Annotated in this window: 18 protein-coding genes and 3 tRNA genes; all 21 read left to right on the top strand. The window is 42.6% G+C overall.

From position 1 onward, the window contains the following. Positions 1-650: 650 nt before the first annotated feature. The 21 genes from AB5903_RS08475 to AB5903_RS08375 all read left to right on the top strand — a co-directional run bounded on the left by AB5903_RS08475 (position 651) and on the right by AB5903_RS08375 (position 17,213). Positions 651-722: transfer RNA gene (locus tag AB5903_RS08475), tRNA-Asn, on the top strand. Between the two features lie 83 nt (positions 723-805). After that, positions 806-876: transfer RNA gene (locus tag AB5903_RS08470), tRNA-Cys, on the top strand. 357 nt (positions 877-1,233) lie between these two features. Continuing rightward, positions 1,234-1,306 (top strand) — tRNA-Asp (locus AB5903_RS08465). Between the two features lie 101 nt (positions 1,307-1,407). Beyond that, positions 1,408-1,767 (top strand): hypothetical protein, encoded by a 360-nt coding sequence (locus AB5903_RS08460; protein WP_368117769.1) that lies wholly within the window; start codon positions 1,408-1,410, stop codon positions 1,765-1,767. Between the two features lie 11 nt (positions 1,768-1,778). Continuing rightward, a complete protein-coding gene (locus AB5903_RS08455; RefSeq protein WP_368117768.1) occupies positions 1,779-2,486 on the top strand; it encodes a DUF2829 domain-containing protein in 708 nt (235 codons plus the stop codon). 248 nt (positions 2,487-2,734) lie between these two features. Next, positions 2,735-2,926 carry a hypothetical protein gene (locus AB5903_RS08450; RefSeq protein WP_368117767.1) on the top strand — a complete coding sequence of 64 codons (192 nt, stop codon included), beginning with the start codon at positions 2,735-2,737 and terminating at the stop codon, positions 2,924-2,926. Positions 2,927-2,962: 36 nt separating this feature from the next. After that, the gene (locus AB5903_RS08445) at positions 2,963-3,439 is read left to right on the top strand and encodes a hypothetical protein (protein WP_368117766.1); all 477 of its coding nucleotides are present in this window, start codon (positions 2,963-2,965) and stop codon (positions 3,437-3,439) included. 279 nt (positions 3,440-3,718) lie between these two features. After that, on the top strand, positions 3,719-4,078 hold the full coding sequence (locus tag AB5903_RS08440) for a hypothetical protein (RefSeq protein ID WP_368117765.1): 360 nt from the start codon (positions 3,719-3,721) through the stop codon (positions 4,076-4,078). A gap of 1,147 nt (positions 4,079-5,225) precedes the next feature. Continuing rightward, positions 5,226-7,235: an energy transducer TonB gene (locus AB5903_RS08435; RefSeq protein WP_272710904.1), complete on the top strand. Its 2,010-nt coding sequence runs from the start codon at positions 5,226-5,228 to the stop codon at positions 7,233-7,235. Positions 7,236-7,333: 98 nt separating this feature from the next. Further along, positions 7,334-8,848: an energy transducer TonB gene (locus tag AB5903_RS08430; RefSeq protein ID WP_368117764.1), complete on the top strand. Its 1,515-nt coding sequence runs from the start codon at positions 7,334-7,336 to the stop codon at positions 8,846-8,848. Next, on the top strand, positions 8,794-9,765 hold the full coding sequence (locus AB5903_RS08425) for a hypothetical protein (RefSeq protein ID WP_368117763.1): 972 nt from the start codon (positions 8,794-8,796) through the stop codon (positions 9,763-9,765). Before AB5903_RS08430 ends, AB5903_RS08425 begins: the two co-directional genes overlap by 55 nt. After that, complete coding sequence (locus tag AB5903_RS08420; protein WP_224200162.1) at positions 9,762-10,895, top strand: energy transducer TonB; 1,134 nt, start codon at positions 9,762-9,764, stop codon at positions 10,893-10,895. Before AB5903_RS08425 ends, AB5903_RS08420 begins: the two co-directional genes overlap by 4 nt. Positions 10,896-10,907: 12 nt before the next feature. Next, positions 10,908-11,777 carry an AraC family transcriptional regulator gene (locus AB5903_RS08415; protein ID WP_272710901.1) on the top strand — a complete coding sequence of 290 codons (870 nt, stop codon included), beginning with the start codon at positions 10,908-10,910 and terminating at the stop codon, positions 11,775-11,777. 24 nt (positions 11,778-11,801) lie between these two features. Next, positions 11,802-12,500 carry a hypothetical protein gene (locus AB5903_RS08410; protein WP_272710900.1) on the top strand — a complete coding sequence of 233 codons (699 nt, stop codon included), beginning with the start codon at positions 11,802-11,804 and terminating at the stop codon, positions 12,498-12,500. Positions 12,501-12,757: 257 nt separating this feature from the next. After that, positions 12,758-13,132, top strand: coding sequence for a hypothetical protein (locus tag AB5903_RS08405; RefSeq protein ID WP_272710899.1), 375 nt, complete (start codon positions 12,758-12,760; stop codon positions 13,130-13,132). Between the two features lie 195 nt (positions 13,133-13,327). Then, positions 13,328-13,495: a hypothetical protein gene (locus tag AB5903_RS08400; RefSeq protein ID WP_272710898.1), complete on the top strand. Its 168-nt coding sequence runs from the start codon at positions 13,328-13,330 to the stop codon at positions 13,493-13,495. 22 nt (positions 13,496-13,517) lie between these two features. Further along, positions 13,518-14,444, top strand: a complete 927-nt coding sequence (locus tag AB5903_RS08395) for a hypothetical protein (protein ID WP_368117762.1) — start codon at positions 13,518-13,520, stop codon at positions 14,442-14,444. A gap of 62 nt (positions 14,445-14,506) precedes the next feature. Then, entirely contained in the window at positions 14,507-15,343 is an 837-nt protein-coding gene (locus tag AB5903_RS08390; protein WP_272710895.1) for a hypothetical protein, read from the top strand. 104 nt (positions 15,344-15,447) lie between these two features. After that, complete coding sequence (locus AB5903_RS08385; RefSeq protein ID WP_272710894.1) at positions 15,448-15,807, top strand: hypothetical protein; 360 nt, start codon at positions 15,448-15,450, stop codon at positions 15,805-15,807. A gap of 65 nt (positions 15,808-15,872) precedes the next feature. Next, positions 15,873-16,229, top strand: a complete 357-nt coding sequence (locus AB5903_RS08380; protein WP_272710893.1) for a hypothetical protein — start codon at positions 15,873-15,875, stop codon at positions 16,227-16,229. 12 nt (positions 16,230-16,241) lie between these two features. Continuing rightward, on the top strand, positions 16,242-17,213 hold the full coding sequence (locus tag AB5903_RS08375; RefSeq protein WP_272710892.1) for a hypothetical protein: 972 nt from the start codon (positions 16,242-16,244) through the stop codon (positions 17,211-17,213). The last annotated feature ends 143 nt before the right edge of the window (positions 17,214-17,356 follow it).

The following is a 17,356-nucleotide window of genomic DNA, read 5'->3' as shown; positions in this document are numbered from 1 at the left end:
TTTGAAAAAAAGAGGAAGCAATGTGCTATGAAGTTTTCATATAACTTCATGGAAACAACTGTAAACGAACCGGTCACCGTTGCACATTGCCTTTATTCCTCAAATCAAATGTTTCGTTCTTGCAGATTTTCGCTACCCACAATGGTACCAAGTTGTGTGACCGGCCACGAAGGTGATGCTGCAAGATACGACCGTTATTTTTGACTGGGTTTAACGGCGACCCTTAACCTCGGCTATAAGGAGCCTTATCTCCTTTATAAGCCACGCCAATGAGCAGATTGGCAAGGTTATATTCAACAACGTTTCCATTGCGGTTGCAAAGTTAAGACTTTTAGTCAAAAGCCGGTGAAAATCCGGCAATTTACTCGGCTCGTCTATCGGAAAGGACATCTGCCTTTCGAGCAGAAAAGAATGGTTCAACTCCATTGCCGAGTGCAACAAGCCCGAAGTACAAGGGAACGAACATGCAGGTTATGCTGAGACAAGTCGATATGCAAGTAAACTAAGCCCTGTCTGGAATCGTTGGTCCAGGAGTGTGATACCGAGCTGTTGGCAGAATCGGTATGTCAGATGTCTTTATGGGAGTGTTCGATTCCTCCACCATCGCCGAAAGGGGGGATGGGTCGGTCAGGGAGATAAAGACATCATTTGCTCTTATAGCTCAGTGGCAGAGCGGATGACTGTTAATCATCAGGTCGGTGGTTCAAATCCATCTAAGGGCGCATTTGACGAATAGAAGATTGTTATTGGATTAGCTTATTTTTCTTTCCGTGAAGCTGTGAAGTTGTGAAACTTCCAGCTATCTGGTTCATTAGCCAAGTGGTAAGGCAATGGTCTGCAAAACCATGAACGCAGGTTCGATTCCTGCATGAACCTCTAAAAATGGGGAGCTGCAATGACTCCCCCAAAGATAACAACCATAGTGGGTATGGTTGTGAAATCAAAATGACTGCGACTATTCGCAAAGTTGAACCAAAAGAGACATGACAGTTATAACTGTCTGAAGGACAACGCAGATTGCAACTATGTTATCTCTTCGCTCTTTACTAAAATGATTCGACTTACCAGTAGGTTTAGTCATATTGCCTGCAAAGGTAAGTGAAATTTGCGATAAACTGCCATTTTGAAGAAAAACTGTTTAGGGTTAAGTGGAAGCCGGCCCCTGTGCAATTGCTGGAAACCCCAGTACAAACACTTATCCGGTCATGGTGGTTACAGTTGATCCACCATTATAGTGCATTAGTTCAGTGGTTAGAACGCTACACTGTCACTGTAGAGAACACGAGTTCGATTCTCGTATGCACTGCAAAAATACAACCATGCAACCAACTACTGCATGGAGGAAGATAAAAATAAATCTATTTTTGATTAAGCATCAGCTACTTTCTAAACTTAATATATAAAATTATGGGTAAAATTACAATGTATGATAATTTAACAAGCGTTGTAGCAAAATTAAGCGAAGGAAACCCTGGGGCAATGAACGCTTGCTGCTTATTAATCAAAGAAGGAGGTTCCGTCTATCCATACGGAAACAGTTTTGAATATATTAAAGATCTGGATGATCTTGGCATATATGGAACTGATATATATGTCCTGTGGAGTGACATTTGTCAACGTGATTTAGCAAAGATGATTACCATGTTACGAATCGCAATGAGAGATGCAGGCAAAGCGGATTTGCTCAGAAACGCTTGTGGTCGACAGGATTATTCTGGACGAAAATTATTGCAAGACGATGATATTTTCGGCTCAATTTTCAATTAAAATTTAGAAAAATGAAAAAGTACATTGGAACAAAACAGATTGAAGCAGAACCTATGACAAGAGGTGATGCGTGGGGAAAACATCTTCTTAGAGAAAAGCCGTCAACGGAAAATTTTGACGATGAAGGTTATCATGTTCGTTATGAAGACGGATACGAAAGCTGGTCGCCTAAAGATGTGTTTGAAAAGGCATATATGGTTGCTGATACACCAGTTGACCGTATGCAGATAGAAGCCAAAGAACTCAATGGAAGATATGTAAAGTTAGCCGCTTTCATTGATTCAGGTAAAATGGATGAAGTCGTTAATGATATGTACAACAAGTGTTTACTGGAAATGCAGTGCTGTACTATGTTCGACTATATACGGCTTCTTGATACTCGCATACAGCGTATGCAAGGTTCTGATGGTGCAAAAGTAATAAAGATGAATTTTGGTATGGCTATTATGGCTCTCAAAGCAGGTTATTCAATTCGTAGAAGCGGTTGGAACGGGAAAGGATTAATGGTATTCAAACAGGTTCCGGCTCATATAGAAAGTGACATTGTCCCTAAGATGCAATCTCTTCCGCAATCAGCAAAAGACCTTATTCTGAAAGGCAAGGGATTCATTGACTATACAAGCCAGTGTCTTATCTACAATGAGAATACTGGACGTGCTGATTCATGGGTTCCGTCTATCAGTGATGTATTTGCAGAAGACTGGGAAATTGTTTGTTGATGTATGAAGTATTTAAAGATTCACAAGCTACTATGGTTTATAATCGTAGTAGCTTTTACTCTTTTAGAGGGAGCCGTAATAGTGTTGTACTATATTATTTTCTTGATATGGAACTTTCGCTATCCCAAGGATTTATGGGCTGGATTCCATAGTGCTGGGCATGATTACGAAAACCACTGGGGAGGATATTCATACAAGGACAAAAACATTCTTGAAACGATTATTCGGAGATATAAATGTACATGGTCATGAATGTATTAGAGCATTATGTAACCGAGATTATAGGAAAACCATATTACCATGATTATGGCAGTGGCAATTTCAAATGGTGGCTCAAGGTGAAAGCAGTTTGCTATGGGCATGAGTGTGAGAGCACACTTATGTTCAATACGAAAGAGGAAGCAGATAGAGTTCAATTGGGCTATATGTTTTTATCATAATCAAATAAAATATGAAATTTATAACCCGAAGTAATTATGCAACAAATTATCGAAGTAGAACATTGTGGGAATGATCATCTTGAACCCATATACTCAATTTGCGAAAATCCGATTCACGGATTTCCTAAGCCCAAAAGTGGAGGTTTATGGACGTCACCAATAGATTCGGAATACAGTTGGAGAAAATGGTGTTTAAGTGAAGATTTCAATGTATGGCAGCTTGAAAAGAGTTTTAGATTGAAGGTAGACACAAGTCGATTACTTATCATTGATAGTTTGGATGATTTGATACGAAAAATGGTACATCCACATATCATGGAACTTGATCAATATGGACTGTTTTGTATCAACTGGGGGCAATTAGTAAAAATGTATGATGGCATTTGGCTTACAGTTCGTGGAATGATGGAGACATGCTGCTCTTATCCATATTCTTTACATTGCTGGGATTGTGAAACCGTATTTCTTTTCAATGAAAAGCCAATCATCGAAGTATTAACAAACAAAAATTAGAGAAATGGCACAAAAAGAATTGCAAGACACTGTTATTGTGACCGGCTGGAAGTCTGCTTATATAGCTAAAAGAAACAATGGTAAATCTCAGATGATGAGCATGATTATATTAGAGTAAAAGCGCGTCTTTGGGTTGCAAACTTCTCTCAGATAAACGAGGAAGAAATGAAAGATTTTGCAAAAGGAAACGAATAAAAATCAAATTGATATGGTGGCTTATGTCACAATAATAACTTCTAAATCATTTGTAAGTATTATAAATCATTTATAAAATCAGCAATGGAAAAGAACAATGATATAAAACAGTCTCTTTATGATATACAGCCTGGAGACAAGGTATATTTTAGGAGCAATTATTTTTCTACAATATATACTGTAGACCGTGTGACCCCAACTTTGATTATATGTAATAACACAAAGTTTCGTAAAAGCGATGGCAATAAAACGCCTGCTGAAAGATATAATTATAGCAATATAGAAGTACTTACTCCCGAATTATTAAATCAGCATCAGCAAAAAGTGATGCGGGCGAATTTAGTACGACAATTCAAAGAAATTCAGCCTGACAGATTGACTAACGAGCAATTGCAACAAATCATTCAAATAACTCAATTACCCAATTCAGATGAAAATATTTAAAAAACTGAGAAAATGGTGTTACAGCACATTGGAGTTTGCCAGACATACATATTCTGATATTCATGGACCGTATAAAAACAGGTCAGCACGAAGGGCCGCAAATAAAAAGAGATAAAATTCCATAAAAGCGCGGATTTATTCTTATCTTTGCGATATAAACAAGTGAGTCTATCCTACATTTATTAACTTATGATTGAAAATGTAGATAAATTGGAATTTTGGAATGTGCTACCAAAATGATACCAAGTGTATAATATGCTGAATATCAATATCGTGCACGACCCTGAGGGTGTACGAATAAAAAAAGTAAATTGAAGAAAAAGCTCCAAAAATCAATGATTTTTGGAGCTTTTTCTTTTATGAATCCCTACAAAACATAGAACTTACTGAAAACCGTTTATCTTTCATGATATTTTATAAATTCCGACTAAACAAAATGTAATTTTACTATATTATAAAAACAGCTTTGCTTATCAGTTTCACGTTAGTTCACTTATAATATGCAGTGAAAATATTCTGGAACAACATGGTTGAGCATCACAGAGTATTTCTGGATCAGGAAATCATGAAAGTAATCCGATAGGAATATACTTATAAAGAATGAGCAGTTTTACGGAAAATTAAACAGAAAACGTAAAAGCACAAATAAAAAAATCCCTAACTTTGAAAAATAACAGTACCCGAATTGCTGCTATATCGAAAAACAGACTATCTTTGTAGAGTCGTGCAAACGACAGACATATATAGTTGATGTGTTTCGCTAACACCTTGTATTAGAAATCTGGTAAATTTCAAAATGGAAGCAGGGCTGAGCAGTAACACTTGTCACATGTATCCGTATGCGAATGACATGCGATATAGGTGTGGGGTACTGTTTTCATTTATTTGCTTCCGGGTTTTACCAGAACCTCTAATACAAATAAGTAAACCGGCTCCACACTTTCTTGTTAGATAGTGTGGCATTCAAGTCCGGTGGCGAAAATGGGGTCAGTCCGAAATGTTGATTTTCAATAATGGAATCCATGTGTGTTGGATAATTGTCGGATAATTGGTCATGAATGAATAGAAATCCGTAAAACTTATCAGCATTCATAAGAAACCATGCGTAGGATCTGGCTATTTTTACGCAGAAAAAACGGATAAGATTATGAAAAACGTAATTGCCATAATAAAAAATGCTTGGGGTGACAGTCCGCCACCGAAAGTCAAAACCGGCTTTATTCCCAACCCCTGTGATTGGGAGAAGAAAAATTATCTGACGAACCCCGGCTCTTACTACCGGCAAAAGGCATCGGTCGGATTCATAGCCATGAAAGGATGGCTTTTCACTATTTTGCGTTTGCCGAACTCTACCTTTGCTAACCAAGCGTTTTCCTACTTTCCTTTTCTATTCTCTATCTTGAATAATCAGATTCTCGCAATATATAAATTATACAATCACTTTTGGAATGATATGAAGGTGTCTTATCCTGTAAAAGTTGCTGTGAAAAAAACGGCATTCATAGCATTGTTCTCAGGCATGGTATTGTCAGCCGGAGCTCAGAATACGAACCTGATAACCGAAGAGGAGCCTGATATAAAGGTGACAAAGGATACGGTATGGAATATGGCGATTGAAAAGAAAGCGACACCCAAGGTACAATTCCCCCAACCGGGAGACACAATTGATGTACTGGATCCTATCGTGTACAGTTTATGCTATACCACCGCCTATGATAGGCTCGCCCGGAAATCCGTCAAGGTGAAAACTTACAGAAAAGAGTACGCTCCGTATATCCACGCCGGCTATGACTTTGGCGTAAAGCATTGGAAAGAAATCGTTCTAAAAAACTTCTCCTCGCTCCGGAAACAATTGCAGGGCATCGCAGAGAGTATCGGAATGGAAAGGGTCTGCTTCCGCACCGGAGCCCTTATGGGAGCATACTCAACAAATCCCTATCCGGAACTGGATTATATCGACGCCGCAATTTCCGATGTGCTGAAACAGGTAAGGAAGCATATCACTTCTGAAAATGAGATGTCCCGGCACTATGACACCTTATCCGATAAATGGTTTTCTTTTTTATGCAAAGAGAAAGAACGCTATTACGACATCGCAAATCACAACAGACCTTATTTCCTGTGTCAAGAGCATGCCGACGATGCCCTTATTCTTCCAGAGTGGATAGATTCCGCCACAGCAAGCAATGACATCACCCAATCGGAAGCCCTGGCTTCGGCAATTGCAAAATTTGACTCCCCTGCCGCTCCGGACGGAATCCGCAAACTGAAAGACAACATGAGGCTCACACCTGATGAACGAAATGCCTTGCTGGCACCTAACGATATGATTTCGTATGCCGTAGGCGTAGCACAAGCTAACTGGATCATGGAATATAAATGGTTTATAGGAGAAACTCATAGAAAGGAGTTTGATGCAATGCTCCTTTCCCTGGGAAACCGTCCTGCTATCATTTCCGCTTTTGAAGACGGACTGAGAAGTGCCATGACTATAACAGGATGTTTTAAAAATGCGATTCTGCGTCAGGACTGCGACTCGATATGTCTTATGAACAAAGCCATCAAAGCAGAATTGAACAAAGCATACAGACAAGACGTAGTTTATGGTTATGTCTTTATGAACGGAATGGACGCCGTTGAAATATACAGGGCCGGTGCCGAGTGGGATATTCCTGAAAAACAAACGGCCAGCGGATTGCGGCTTGATAAGGACCGGGTGCTTGAAGGTTTCAGGGATTATCTGGAGGGACATTTGAAAATGGGAGTCGAATATGCCCGGACACTGACTAAGGGGCGCAATGCCATTGACTGGCATTTGTATGAGAAAGACACGGAAACAATAGACTTGTCTGAAAACGGATTCCAGCCTGCCATTCCGCTACATATCACGACAGGCACATCAAGCGAGTGGAGCGCCGAACTGTCGCAGATGATTACGCTCCCACAGGAAGTTGTCGGGCAGAACATTACGGGCAAGGTGATGGCTACGGTGGTAATTGAGGCCGATGGTGCTGTCAGCAAAGTGGAAATTACAAGTTCGCCGCATCCGGCTTTGAGCGAAACTGTAACGGATTGCATTTACCGCATGAGGTTCATGCCGGCAAAATATGACGGAGAATGCGTCGCATCCGTCGCAGTTATTCCGGTATTATTTTGATTATAAACACAATACCACCATTCATCATGAGAAGAATATTATCAACCGTCCTGCTTGCATGTCTCGTACTGGGAGCATAGGCACAAAACAAAAAGAAGATGACAGAAGAAGAGAAAAAAGAGGCCATGGAGCAACTTGAAGTGTTCTATCAGTTCGAGACAGGGACGGCATTCAGCGGGCTTGATTCATTGGCAGAAAACCAAGAGTTCAAACAGGATATGCTCCCTTGGGAAAAATGGGCGGACAAATTCAAGCACAAGAGCTTTAAAAAGAGTCTGTCAAGACTATTCATGTGCTTTGACAAGGCATTCATAGAGCCGGACAAGGATTCTCCTATCTTCTGCAACCTCATGCTAAGGGGTAAAGAAGAAAATGTATCTTCATATTTCGGTGGTCGACAAGGATCCGGCCTGTGGGAAAAGTATTATCACGAGGATGAGAACGGGAACTTCACGGGGTTCTGCAAAGAACTTTTCTTCGACCTGGAGACTGATTTGCAGCTTCATCTGACGGATAAGCAGGGCAAACCGGCCTATATACACCCGGAAAAAGACATCTATTTGCTTGAGGGCGGCGACTATGCCAAGAACAAAGACATGTTGAATATATGGTTCGGATTACAGATACCACTGACTGTTCCTTATCAGGAAATTGCAGGCGGACACATCTCCTTGTCTTTCTATATGCCTCAGGAATACGACCGCATCACAGTGCCCATAAAGGATTTTGGAGACAAACCGGTGCAGGTGACTTGGGGCAGCAAGACTTTTTCCATAGAAAAGGTTGACAACAACGGCTTCATCATTTCCGCAGACGCAGAGACTCTCGACAAACTGAAAGGCATGAAGCGCCTCTATCACAGGGACGGGAACTGGTACGAGCCGTCCTCTTCAACAGCCACAACAGGAGATTTGGACAAGATTCTGAAAAATAGTACAAGGAAAATCACGTTTGAAGAGTGGTTGAAAGAAAATGGCATCGACCCTAACAACCTGGAAGAGACCCTGAAATACTTTATGGAAGACGAAGTTTCAGAAGAAGATACCGGTACGGATGATGCAGGAGTGACGGGAAAACACTACAGGATTGCCTTGCAGGGGGACAGCCTGCTGCTCTACATGCCGGTCGAAAAGAGACGGAAAATTGCAGAGATAACCGTATTTGTCCCATTGGAAGGCGAAGCATCCCGGTTAATAATCAACCGCGAACGATGCAACGAACTTATCGAATGGTTGTGCACCGAAAAATCACCGGACAATAAAAAGCAGGCCGAACCGGAAGAGATGGAGGAAGTGGATTATTTCAGTCCTGATTTCCAGCCAGCCAAGCCCATCAACCCGCAGACAGGAATGCCGGACGAATGGAACATGGTCTTGACACAATTGCTCAGGAAGCCGGAAGAGGCAGTCGAGCAAGGAATTACAGGAAGAATGATGGCGGAAATAACCATCGGGGCTGATGGCGTTGCCAGCAACGTAAAAATAAACGGAGATCCCCACCCGCTATTGGAAAAAGCGGTCTGCGACTGCCTCTACGGCATAAAGTATGTCCCGGCGACATGGAAGGGAAAAGCTATCTCCTTTGTCGCTTCGCTTCCGGTCATCTTTTACTGAATGAAGCCATGGAAGGATATGTCCTGATTGTACTACAGGTCCTGATAACTGGGCTGATTATTTGGAGAAGGAAGCAGGACTCCAAAGAGCCATTAGGCTGTCTGGCGGCAGGTCTGTACGGAAGTGACTATCAGGCAGCACCTCCGGAAGCATGGATAAAAAAGTTCCGGCGTACCACCCCTTCCCCGGTCTTTATCGTGTTTGCCCTGATGCTGATACTTATAAACTGGCTGGTATGGAAATCGGCAGTAAGCAGGATGACGCCAAAAGACGAAGGGACGGAGGCCGCTCTGACCTTGCTGGCGACCCGAAACCCCTTTACTGTACGTACCCTGCTCGGACTGTGCTGGCTGGTACCGGTGTGGCCCGCCATTCTGGGTATTGCCTGCTGGTACTTCGGCATACAGAAACAAAAGACCCTCAGGCGCAGCCGGACATGTCCGAAATGCAACCGGGAAACCCTCCGGGAGATTCCTTTGCACGAGTTGGTAAAGGATACGAAACGGCTGACTGAAAGCGAACGCAAAGAAACAGGACTGAAGACGGCATACATCCGCATCTACCGGTGCTCCGCTTGCAGCGAAGAGGTGAAAATCCGGATACCGCTTGAAAAGGACGGCTATGAATGCTGCCCCTCCTGTAGGTACATGACGCTGCACAAGGAAGAAAAATATCGGACTATTATTAAAGCCACCACTTTATCAGAAGGACTGATGGAGGCTCGCCATCGATGTATGCATTGCGATGCCGAATACATTGTAGGCTATACAATACCGAAAATCAGCACCTCTTCCAGACGTTCGGGAGGCTCAGGCGGTAGCGGAGGCAGTTTCGGAGGAGGATCGTCCGGAGGCGGAGGTTCATCCAGCCGTTTCGAATACAGTATATCAATATTAACAAAAAATTGCAAAGCATGAAAACGATTTTTATCATGGGAATCTTGAGTTTCTTTTGCGGCATCAGTGCCGCACAGCCTCAATACTGGGGTGAGGGTGCATACGATTTGGAAAATGTGGTGTTCGGAATGAACGTGGACAAGTATTATTCCAAGGCAAGGCTATACGACGGGGATTATGACGAATCATTCCGCTATTTCATGAAGAAAAAAGTGAAATGTAAAACCCAGGAAGGCAAAAAGGCGGTCATTCAGGAATACAGCTCGGTAGAAACAAATTACGGAGAGGTTCTTGCCCGCTTCGGGAAATTTGAATTCCCGTATACCGGCATGGTGGCGGACAAATCAGGAAAACTGATCGGCATTCTGGCACTGGGAAGGCTGGACGGAGCGGCGGCAGTGGATTCGCTGCTATATGCCATTGCAGGAAAGTACGGTCCCCAATGCTTTGTCACAGAAGAGTATTTCGGATATCGGAATTATGGATGGCATGTGAATGACCGGACTATCCAACTATATGTACGCAAGCCGAATCCGGAGCACAAGGATGCCGTGATTTACCTTGAAGAGAACGAAAAGGGAGAACGGAAAATTGTCGGCGGAGGCAGCCAGCCACACACCTGGTATGAAGTGTGCCTGATGGTGACAAAGACGAAATATGATCCGTTCATCGACTGCATCAGCGTCGGTAACTGGTGCAATTTCAATGATCTCTCATCAGATGTCCGGAGCATGGAAATCAATCCGGCAGCAGGCGTATACGACACCGGCGAGCTGTTTACAGAGGAAGATCTTGTCCCTGACACCACCAAAGGATATATGAACATCCCGGACGGAGAACTTCCCAAGTTCAAGGAAGGACCGTTCGCGAAATTCCCGGATTTCAGGCTTGCCGTGCGCCATTGGATGGCCTATAATGCCGGCCTCGGGAACCAGGGAAATCCCGAAGGGAATGTAAGCGTATCCTTTACAGTGGGAAAGGACGGCAAAGCGAAGGATGCCAAGGTGGAAAACCGGGAGACCACATCGTCCGAACTGGAAGTTGCAGCACTATATACCATCCAACGACTTCCCGAATTTATACCTGCCACCCAAAACGGAAAACCCGTGGCATTCCGCATGACGGTGGCCCTCAGGTTTGAAAACCGATAAATTTTCTCTGCTATGGACAAAGGCTTTTCAATAAGCGGTTATCTCCTTTCACGCCTGCAACCGGACGATCCCCAGGAAGCACGTTTGCGTATGCTTTGTGTGACCATATCCAAGGATATGCCGGAGGAGAGAAGAGAGCGGCAACTGCGTCCCTTTGCATCGGACATGGAATTCATGAATATGATTGCCGGATGGATGAACGGGCTTCCCGAAGCAATTAGCCATGAACAGCCAGACTTTGAGAGATGGCTGGAGCTGTTCATGACTGCCGGTGAAGCAGAATCCACCCGCTATGTCATGCGTTTGCAAATATGGTACACGCATTATTGCCGCGTAGAAGAGTTACTGACCTTATGCCGATTGCTACAAAGGCATCGTGAAGAACATCTGGAAGCCATCTATCACAGAATGCTCTACTACTTCCGCGAAGCGAGAATACAATGCGGAATGCCTTCCACTTCCGAGCCGGCAGAAGGCATTGAGGTATCATTCAAACTGCTCGATGCCTCCTACGAACATATCAACCGTAAAATCATTTTGCAAGCGGAAGAACTGCTCGGTATCCATACCGACCATTCTTTCATTCAGAAAGTGATGGAATGCCATACTGAAGCGAAGACAGCAGAAGAACTGGCGGAACTATGCGGAACAAACAGCACCGTTACCTTCCGTCGGACATTCCTGAGATTGTTTAACTGTCCGGTAGCCCAGTGGCTTCGGCAAAAACGTGCCGAGCAGGTGCTGAAACTGTTGAGGACTACACACCTTCCATTACCGGAGATTGCCGAACAATGCGGCTTTGCGAACCAGTCTTACCTGTCTGATTTCTGCAAGCGGAATCTCGGTGATACCCCGGTGAATATCCGAAGAAACAGGAGCTGACCATTTATTATAAAATGAACGAATATGAAAATTAAAACACTTATCATTATGGGACTGACAGCATTTTTATGCTTATCCAGCGCAACAACCCATGCACAATCAGACAAACAGATTATCAACATGGATAACCCGGACTATGACATCGATGTGGAACGTTTATGTTCTCCATATATTGATTTCGATAATCCCAAAGAGACCAGCAAAGAAGTAAACTATCGCTATGTGAAATACACACAAAACATGAACGTTTCGTTTTCTGAGAGATATCTGATTTTAATACATTATATAAGTATGGACAGTCTCGTTACCAGGAAAGCAACTTTTTGTGATACCGACTTCGGGAAACTGAATTTAGTAACCAATGCACAAGGCAAATTAATATCGATGGCCTGCGAAACGAAGATGAACAAAACAAGCTTCAAGGAACTGGTAAAGGCTGTTAGACAGAAATATGGCAAACCTGCCCTGAAGAAAGCAGAAACAGGTAAAGACGAACTTAAAAAGATTCTGATAAACTCGATGGTATCAAAGGGCAAGAACATACCCGTGTATCTTTGGAAGCTGGATGACGAATATATCGGACTGTTCATGGAAGGCGAGGACATCGTAAAGCTCTTCCGGGCAAAAAAAGAATTTGAAGATTTACTCATCAAAGTAAATGGTCCTTACATTGAAGCAACAATAGAGTTGCAAAAATGGAAGAAGAAAATATTCAAGAGATAAGAAACAGGCTATAATAAGCTAATTTTAAATCACATGAAAATGGCAAAAATGTGGGATACGAGAACACCGCGAGAAAGCATGTTCAAACATATTCTACAACACATTCCGGTGAAAAAAAATCCATCTATAAGCATACTGAAGAATCATTTTCCATATTTGCTGTATTACAAATAGATAACAAGCCATTAAAAAAGCATTCTATGTGACAGTGAAACGGATGAGGTAAAATATATCAAGTAAATTAAAATTCAACAGAAATGAAGCTAAAAACATTCATCATTATGGGATTTATCAGTGCATCATGTTTGGGCGGCTGCGACCAACGCCCCGGCCCTTTGGGTGAAAAGACAATCGAACTCGACGATTTCGATTTCTCTACCCCCATTACGGACATTTTTCCCGACCGCTATATAAGCACCGAGTGGGGAGAGGATTGGTATCAGGTGCCCACCCCCAGCACCAAGGACGGAGAGGATGGATATCTATATCAAAAAGAAACCTGCATAGACTTTTATGGTAATCCCTTTTGGATTACTTATAGCCAGATGGGTTCCTGCGATGCCGACGAACTTCTTAGCATGGGCGGGCATACGTTCAGCACAGCCAATTTTGCCGTTACGCTCGACGGATGACGCATCGCCGCGGCCGGCGGCTGTAATCGCAACATCACAAAGGAAGACTGCGACCGTTTCATCACCCTTCTCACCAAGCGTTACGGAGAGCCTGAGCAGGGAGACGGAGAGTGGTTCCCCTGCCGCCTTTACAAATGGAAGCTGAAAGACCGGACGCTGACGTTTGCCATACACGAAACTGACGAGCACAATGAATTGAAGCTCGAAAGAGTCTATCATGAAGAAGACAACACCGTCGAAATACGTGAAGGCAAGCGCAGAAACCGTACCGAAGGCTATTTTTTTGTGTTCGACGGCGAATGGTACGACCGCTTTGTCCGCACACAGGGCGTGGCAAAAGGCGATATTTGCTATACTTACTGACATTAACTTCACAGCAAAAATCATGAAACAGAACAGAAACAGCGATAAGAAGCGACACCACGAAGAGACCATCCATGACAGACAGTATCGAAGCATGGTAAAGCGATACAAATGGAAAAACCATGCCATCATAGCGGGTGCTCTTCTGGGATTCAGCGTGCTGATATTATTCATCATAGTTAGCGACATTCCGCTCACCGCAGCCAATGTGGCGGTTGGGCTGGCGGTCCTCAATGGTGCATGCTGGCTGCTTCTGCGGCTACTCTGCAGACCCGCCTATAACCTCAGCATCCAAATACCGATGAAGAACGACGGACACTGGCTGTGGCGGGGCGGAGAACTGATATACAGAGAACTGACGCACGATGATGCTACCTGCCCGATACCACCGGAATGTCTGGTCCGGGTAGATGACCGGCAAATCATTATCGACAACGACAGCACGAGTGGAAGAATCCTCGTTTTTCTATTATTTTCCTTCATGTTTGGCCTTTTCATCTATTGGTCATTCCTATCAGACTCTACTGTTCCGCCAGAAGATTACGGCTCCGCATTGCTTTTTGCAGAAATGGGCGTTATATTGGCATGGGGAATGGCCTATGCCTTGCTGAATCCCCGGCAACGCATTGTCTTCGACCGTACTGCCAAAACCGTAACCATTCCCGGCAGTCTGCTGATGAACAAGACAGAGATCATTCCCTACGACCAAGCGGAGCTTTCATATTACCACGACATGAAAAGCAAGATTGACGAGGTGAAAATCTATAATCCCTCAGGACTACCGCATGGAATCTCCGTGATGCCGGGCCGCACCGACGAAGCCTTGCGCCTTGCACGCTTCATACATCGCTATATGGAGGAAGAAGTAGTAGATAAGGCAGAACTTGAGAAATTCAAGAACAGGGAAAAGCCACAACAGGAAGAAATGGAATATTTTAATATTTGGTAAATATAGCTCATAATATAATGTTGGAATGTATATGTAAATGTAAAACTATAAATCACAATAATATGAACAAGCATCCATTCATACCCGCTCCGGCAGTCGTAGCCTTTTTGTTCGGACTTCTTTGTATGTCCGCGCTCAGCTCGTGTACAGGGTGCAGCTACAACCACGAAAAGGCGATGGGAAGCATCGATAACATTCTGGGCAAAGTAGATACGCTGATGGCCAAGACAGACCGATTTTTGGAAGAACATCTGCCGGAGGAACCGCCTATAGACTACGAAAAAGAGGGGGTGAATATGGAGCACCTGTTTGTATTTACAGATACGACAATGACCTACAACGGCAAGCCGTTCATGCCGGGAATAACAATAGGAGAACCGTGTGAGATATTCGGACATTACGAACGTCTTGCGGAACCCGGAATATTTATATGGGATTCTATGGGAATCATTATGGTATCAGACGATGAAAGCGGAAAAGACAGTGCCCCTGTAAGCAGAATAATGATTAACTGGAATATAGAATTAAGCAGGTTTATAACCGATGAAGACCTAAAATGGCTAAAGAACCGTTGCCCACGTCAGTATTTTACGGGTAAAATGATTGTCGGTGGAGCAGTTTTGGGCAGAGGTATGCACATGGATGATTTTCTGAAAAAAACAAACCTGAAATTCAATAACAATCCGTTCCCTCTGCTTTATTACTGTGACTTGTATGACTGGGACTACACCAAAGCGCCTATACACCGCAGAGAAGAATATTATACCTATAGAATCAGGAAGTCTGAAGATGGTAATGACATTGAAAACTTTGATATTGCCATTAACTCACGAGGTTCTGGTGACCCACCGTACGAAGGTCCTGAATATGAAAAGTACATAAATGTAGATGTGGAATAAAAACAAAAATCAAACGGAAAATATAGGATATATTACTGCAATTCAATGAAATAAGTAACTTTATTCGGAAACTATAAAATAACAATTAAACCTTTGAAGATATTATGGATATATTGAAGAAATTGAGCAAATATTTTATCATTACGCTCGCCATTATGTTTGTATGCTCTTTTGTTGTGCTTGTTGATAAATTCCACAAAATCGAATACAATGTGTTTGATGTTTTGGAAACATACAAGGCTTTGAAATACTTCTTCATACTGGGAGTAACGGCTTTTACGGCTTCGGTAGCATACAGCATAGGAATTGCCGCCTTGTTCGCCTTTAACAAACTGAAAGTACAGACATGGAAAGAATTTGTCCGTAAACTGGCAGCCGGGCTACTGCTTGTCATTCCGCTGTCCGCTATGGTCTATTATTGCGACTGGTTCGTCTATCCCCAAATGAAGAAGGAGTATGTCTAGTAGAACTTACCTGCGCATCACAACCGACAACAAGCAAGGACAGCCTGATATATATACAAAAAGTATTGCTGTACCAATATGCAGACGAGGCATGGGACACGCAAGCAGAGATACGTGAACTCGCCAATGAATACAGTATCAGGACACGCTACACGGCCGGTCTGTATATATCCTATATCCTCTCCGCACTTGTCATATTCCTGTTTAGACGCTATAACCCGATAAAAAAGATATTGGCAGTATTGGCTATACTGATTGTGCTGTCTTATATGTACAAGGTGTTCGGCGAAGTGGTAGAAGAATACATAGAAGATACCCGGTCAATACCCCGAAAAATAAGCAATGCAACAGACAGAGCCATTTTAAATGAGCGATTGAAAGTAGAAACAAGCAATGACACGATAAAAGAAAACAGAAAATAATATGAAAATAATATGAAATCAATGATTCTTGCCCTGCTCATTGCAACAATCAGCTTCAACAGCTATGCACAAGTAAAAACAGAAAAAGATATGAAACAGGAAATAAAGAAAATGGAAGAACTGATACAGGAGAGATTAGGAATGGTGAAGACCTACCCGGAGAAACCTGCCTACTATCTACAGGTAAACAAGACAGGATGCAGACTGCTTGTCAGGGTAAATGACATTCCGGTGGGGTATCATTTTGTAGAAGACAAAGGTGAGTCTATGCTATATCCTATCAATGATTTGCTATTAGGAAGCGGTAAACATACCGTAAGTATACAGGTCTATCCTCGAACGGGAGAAACGGAAGTCACCAAAGATGCCGGTGTAAATATTAAGGTTGTGCATTATAAAGAAAAACTGGTTGGTATGCCTGAAACATTGGTGGAATTAGACACTCCGACAGATATTGGGATGAAAAAAATCCCGCTCTACACTGATTCCATAAGCTTCAATGCCACACTCCCCTTTAACCATAAAAGAATACTTGCAGAAGCAACGGATTTGCGGACAATACCCGATTTGGAAGAGAAGGTTCTTGCCCATTACAATATGGTGCGTCAAATGATGATTGATGGAAATTGTTATGAGTATAATAAAATGCGCCTTGCCAGTACATGGGTTTTGACGGATATGAATTATTTGGGAAAAGAGGCTTTGGAGAAAGTATATATCGATTCAGACTATTTATTCCGTTTTTTATGCAATCCTATAGATTGGATTGCAGAACCAATACAAAATTATGAGATGGTCGTTTGTGGAAATGGAAAATTGGTTTATCTAAGAAGAAAATTTGAGCTCGATGATGTTTTACGGATTGGTTTCTATGACACAGAGGAGGAGAAAAGACTATCACCTGAAGAGCGTACTGTTACAGCATATAAGTTCATCCTCCTTTATATGCCACAAGGCAGTGATGAATTAGTGGAGCTATATTAGAGAGAAATAATGTAAGAATGACAAAAAACTGTATGACTCGATTATATTTCGCAACAGGAAAATGAATAAAGATAAAATAAAACAAAATAAAAGACTCTTGTTTACACCTTTGGTGTTGTTATATTAACATTATAAAAGAATAA

This window comes from Bacteroides sp. 2201st1_D9_2201SCRN_220225, assembly GCF_040928965.1.
GTDB lineage: Bacteria > Bacteroidota > Bacteroidia > Bacteroidales > Bacteroidaceae > Bacteroides > Bacteroides stercoris.
The sequence above is the reverse complement of the archived record's forward strand: the minus strand, read 5'-3'. Positions and strand labels throughout refer to the sequence as shown.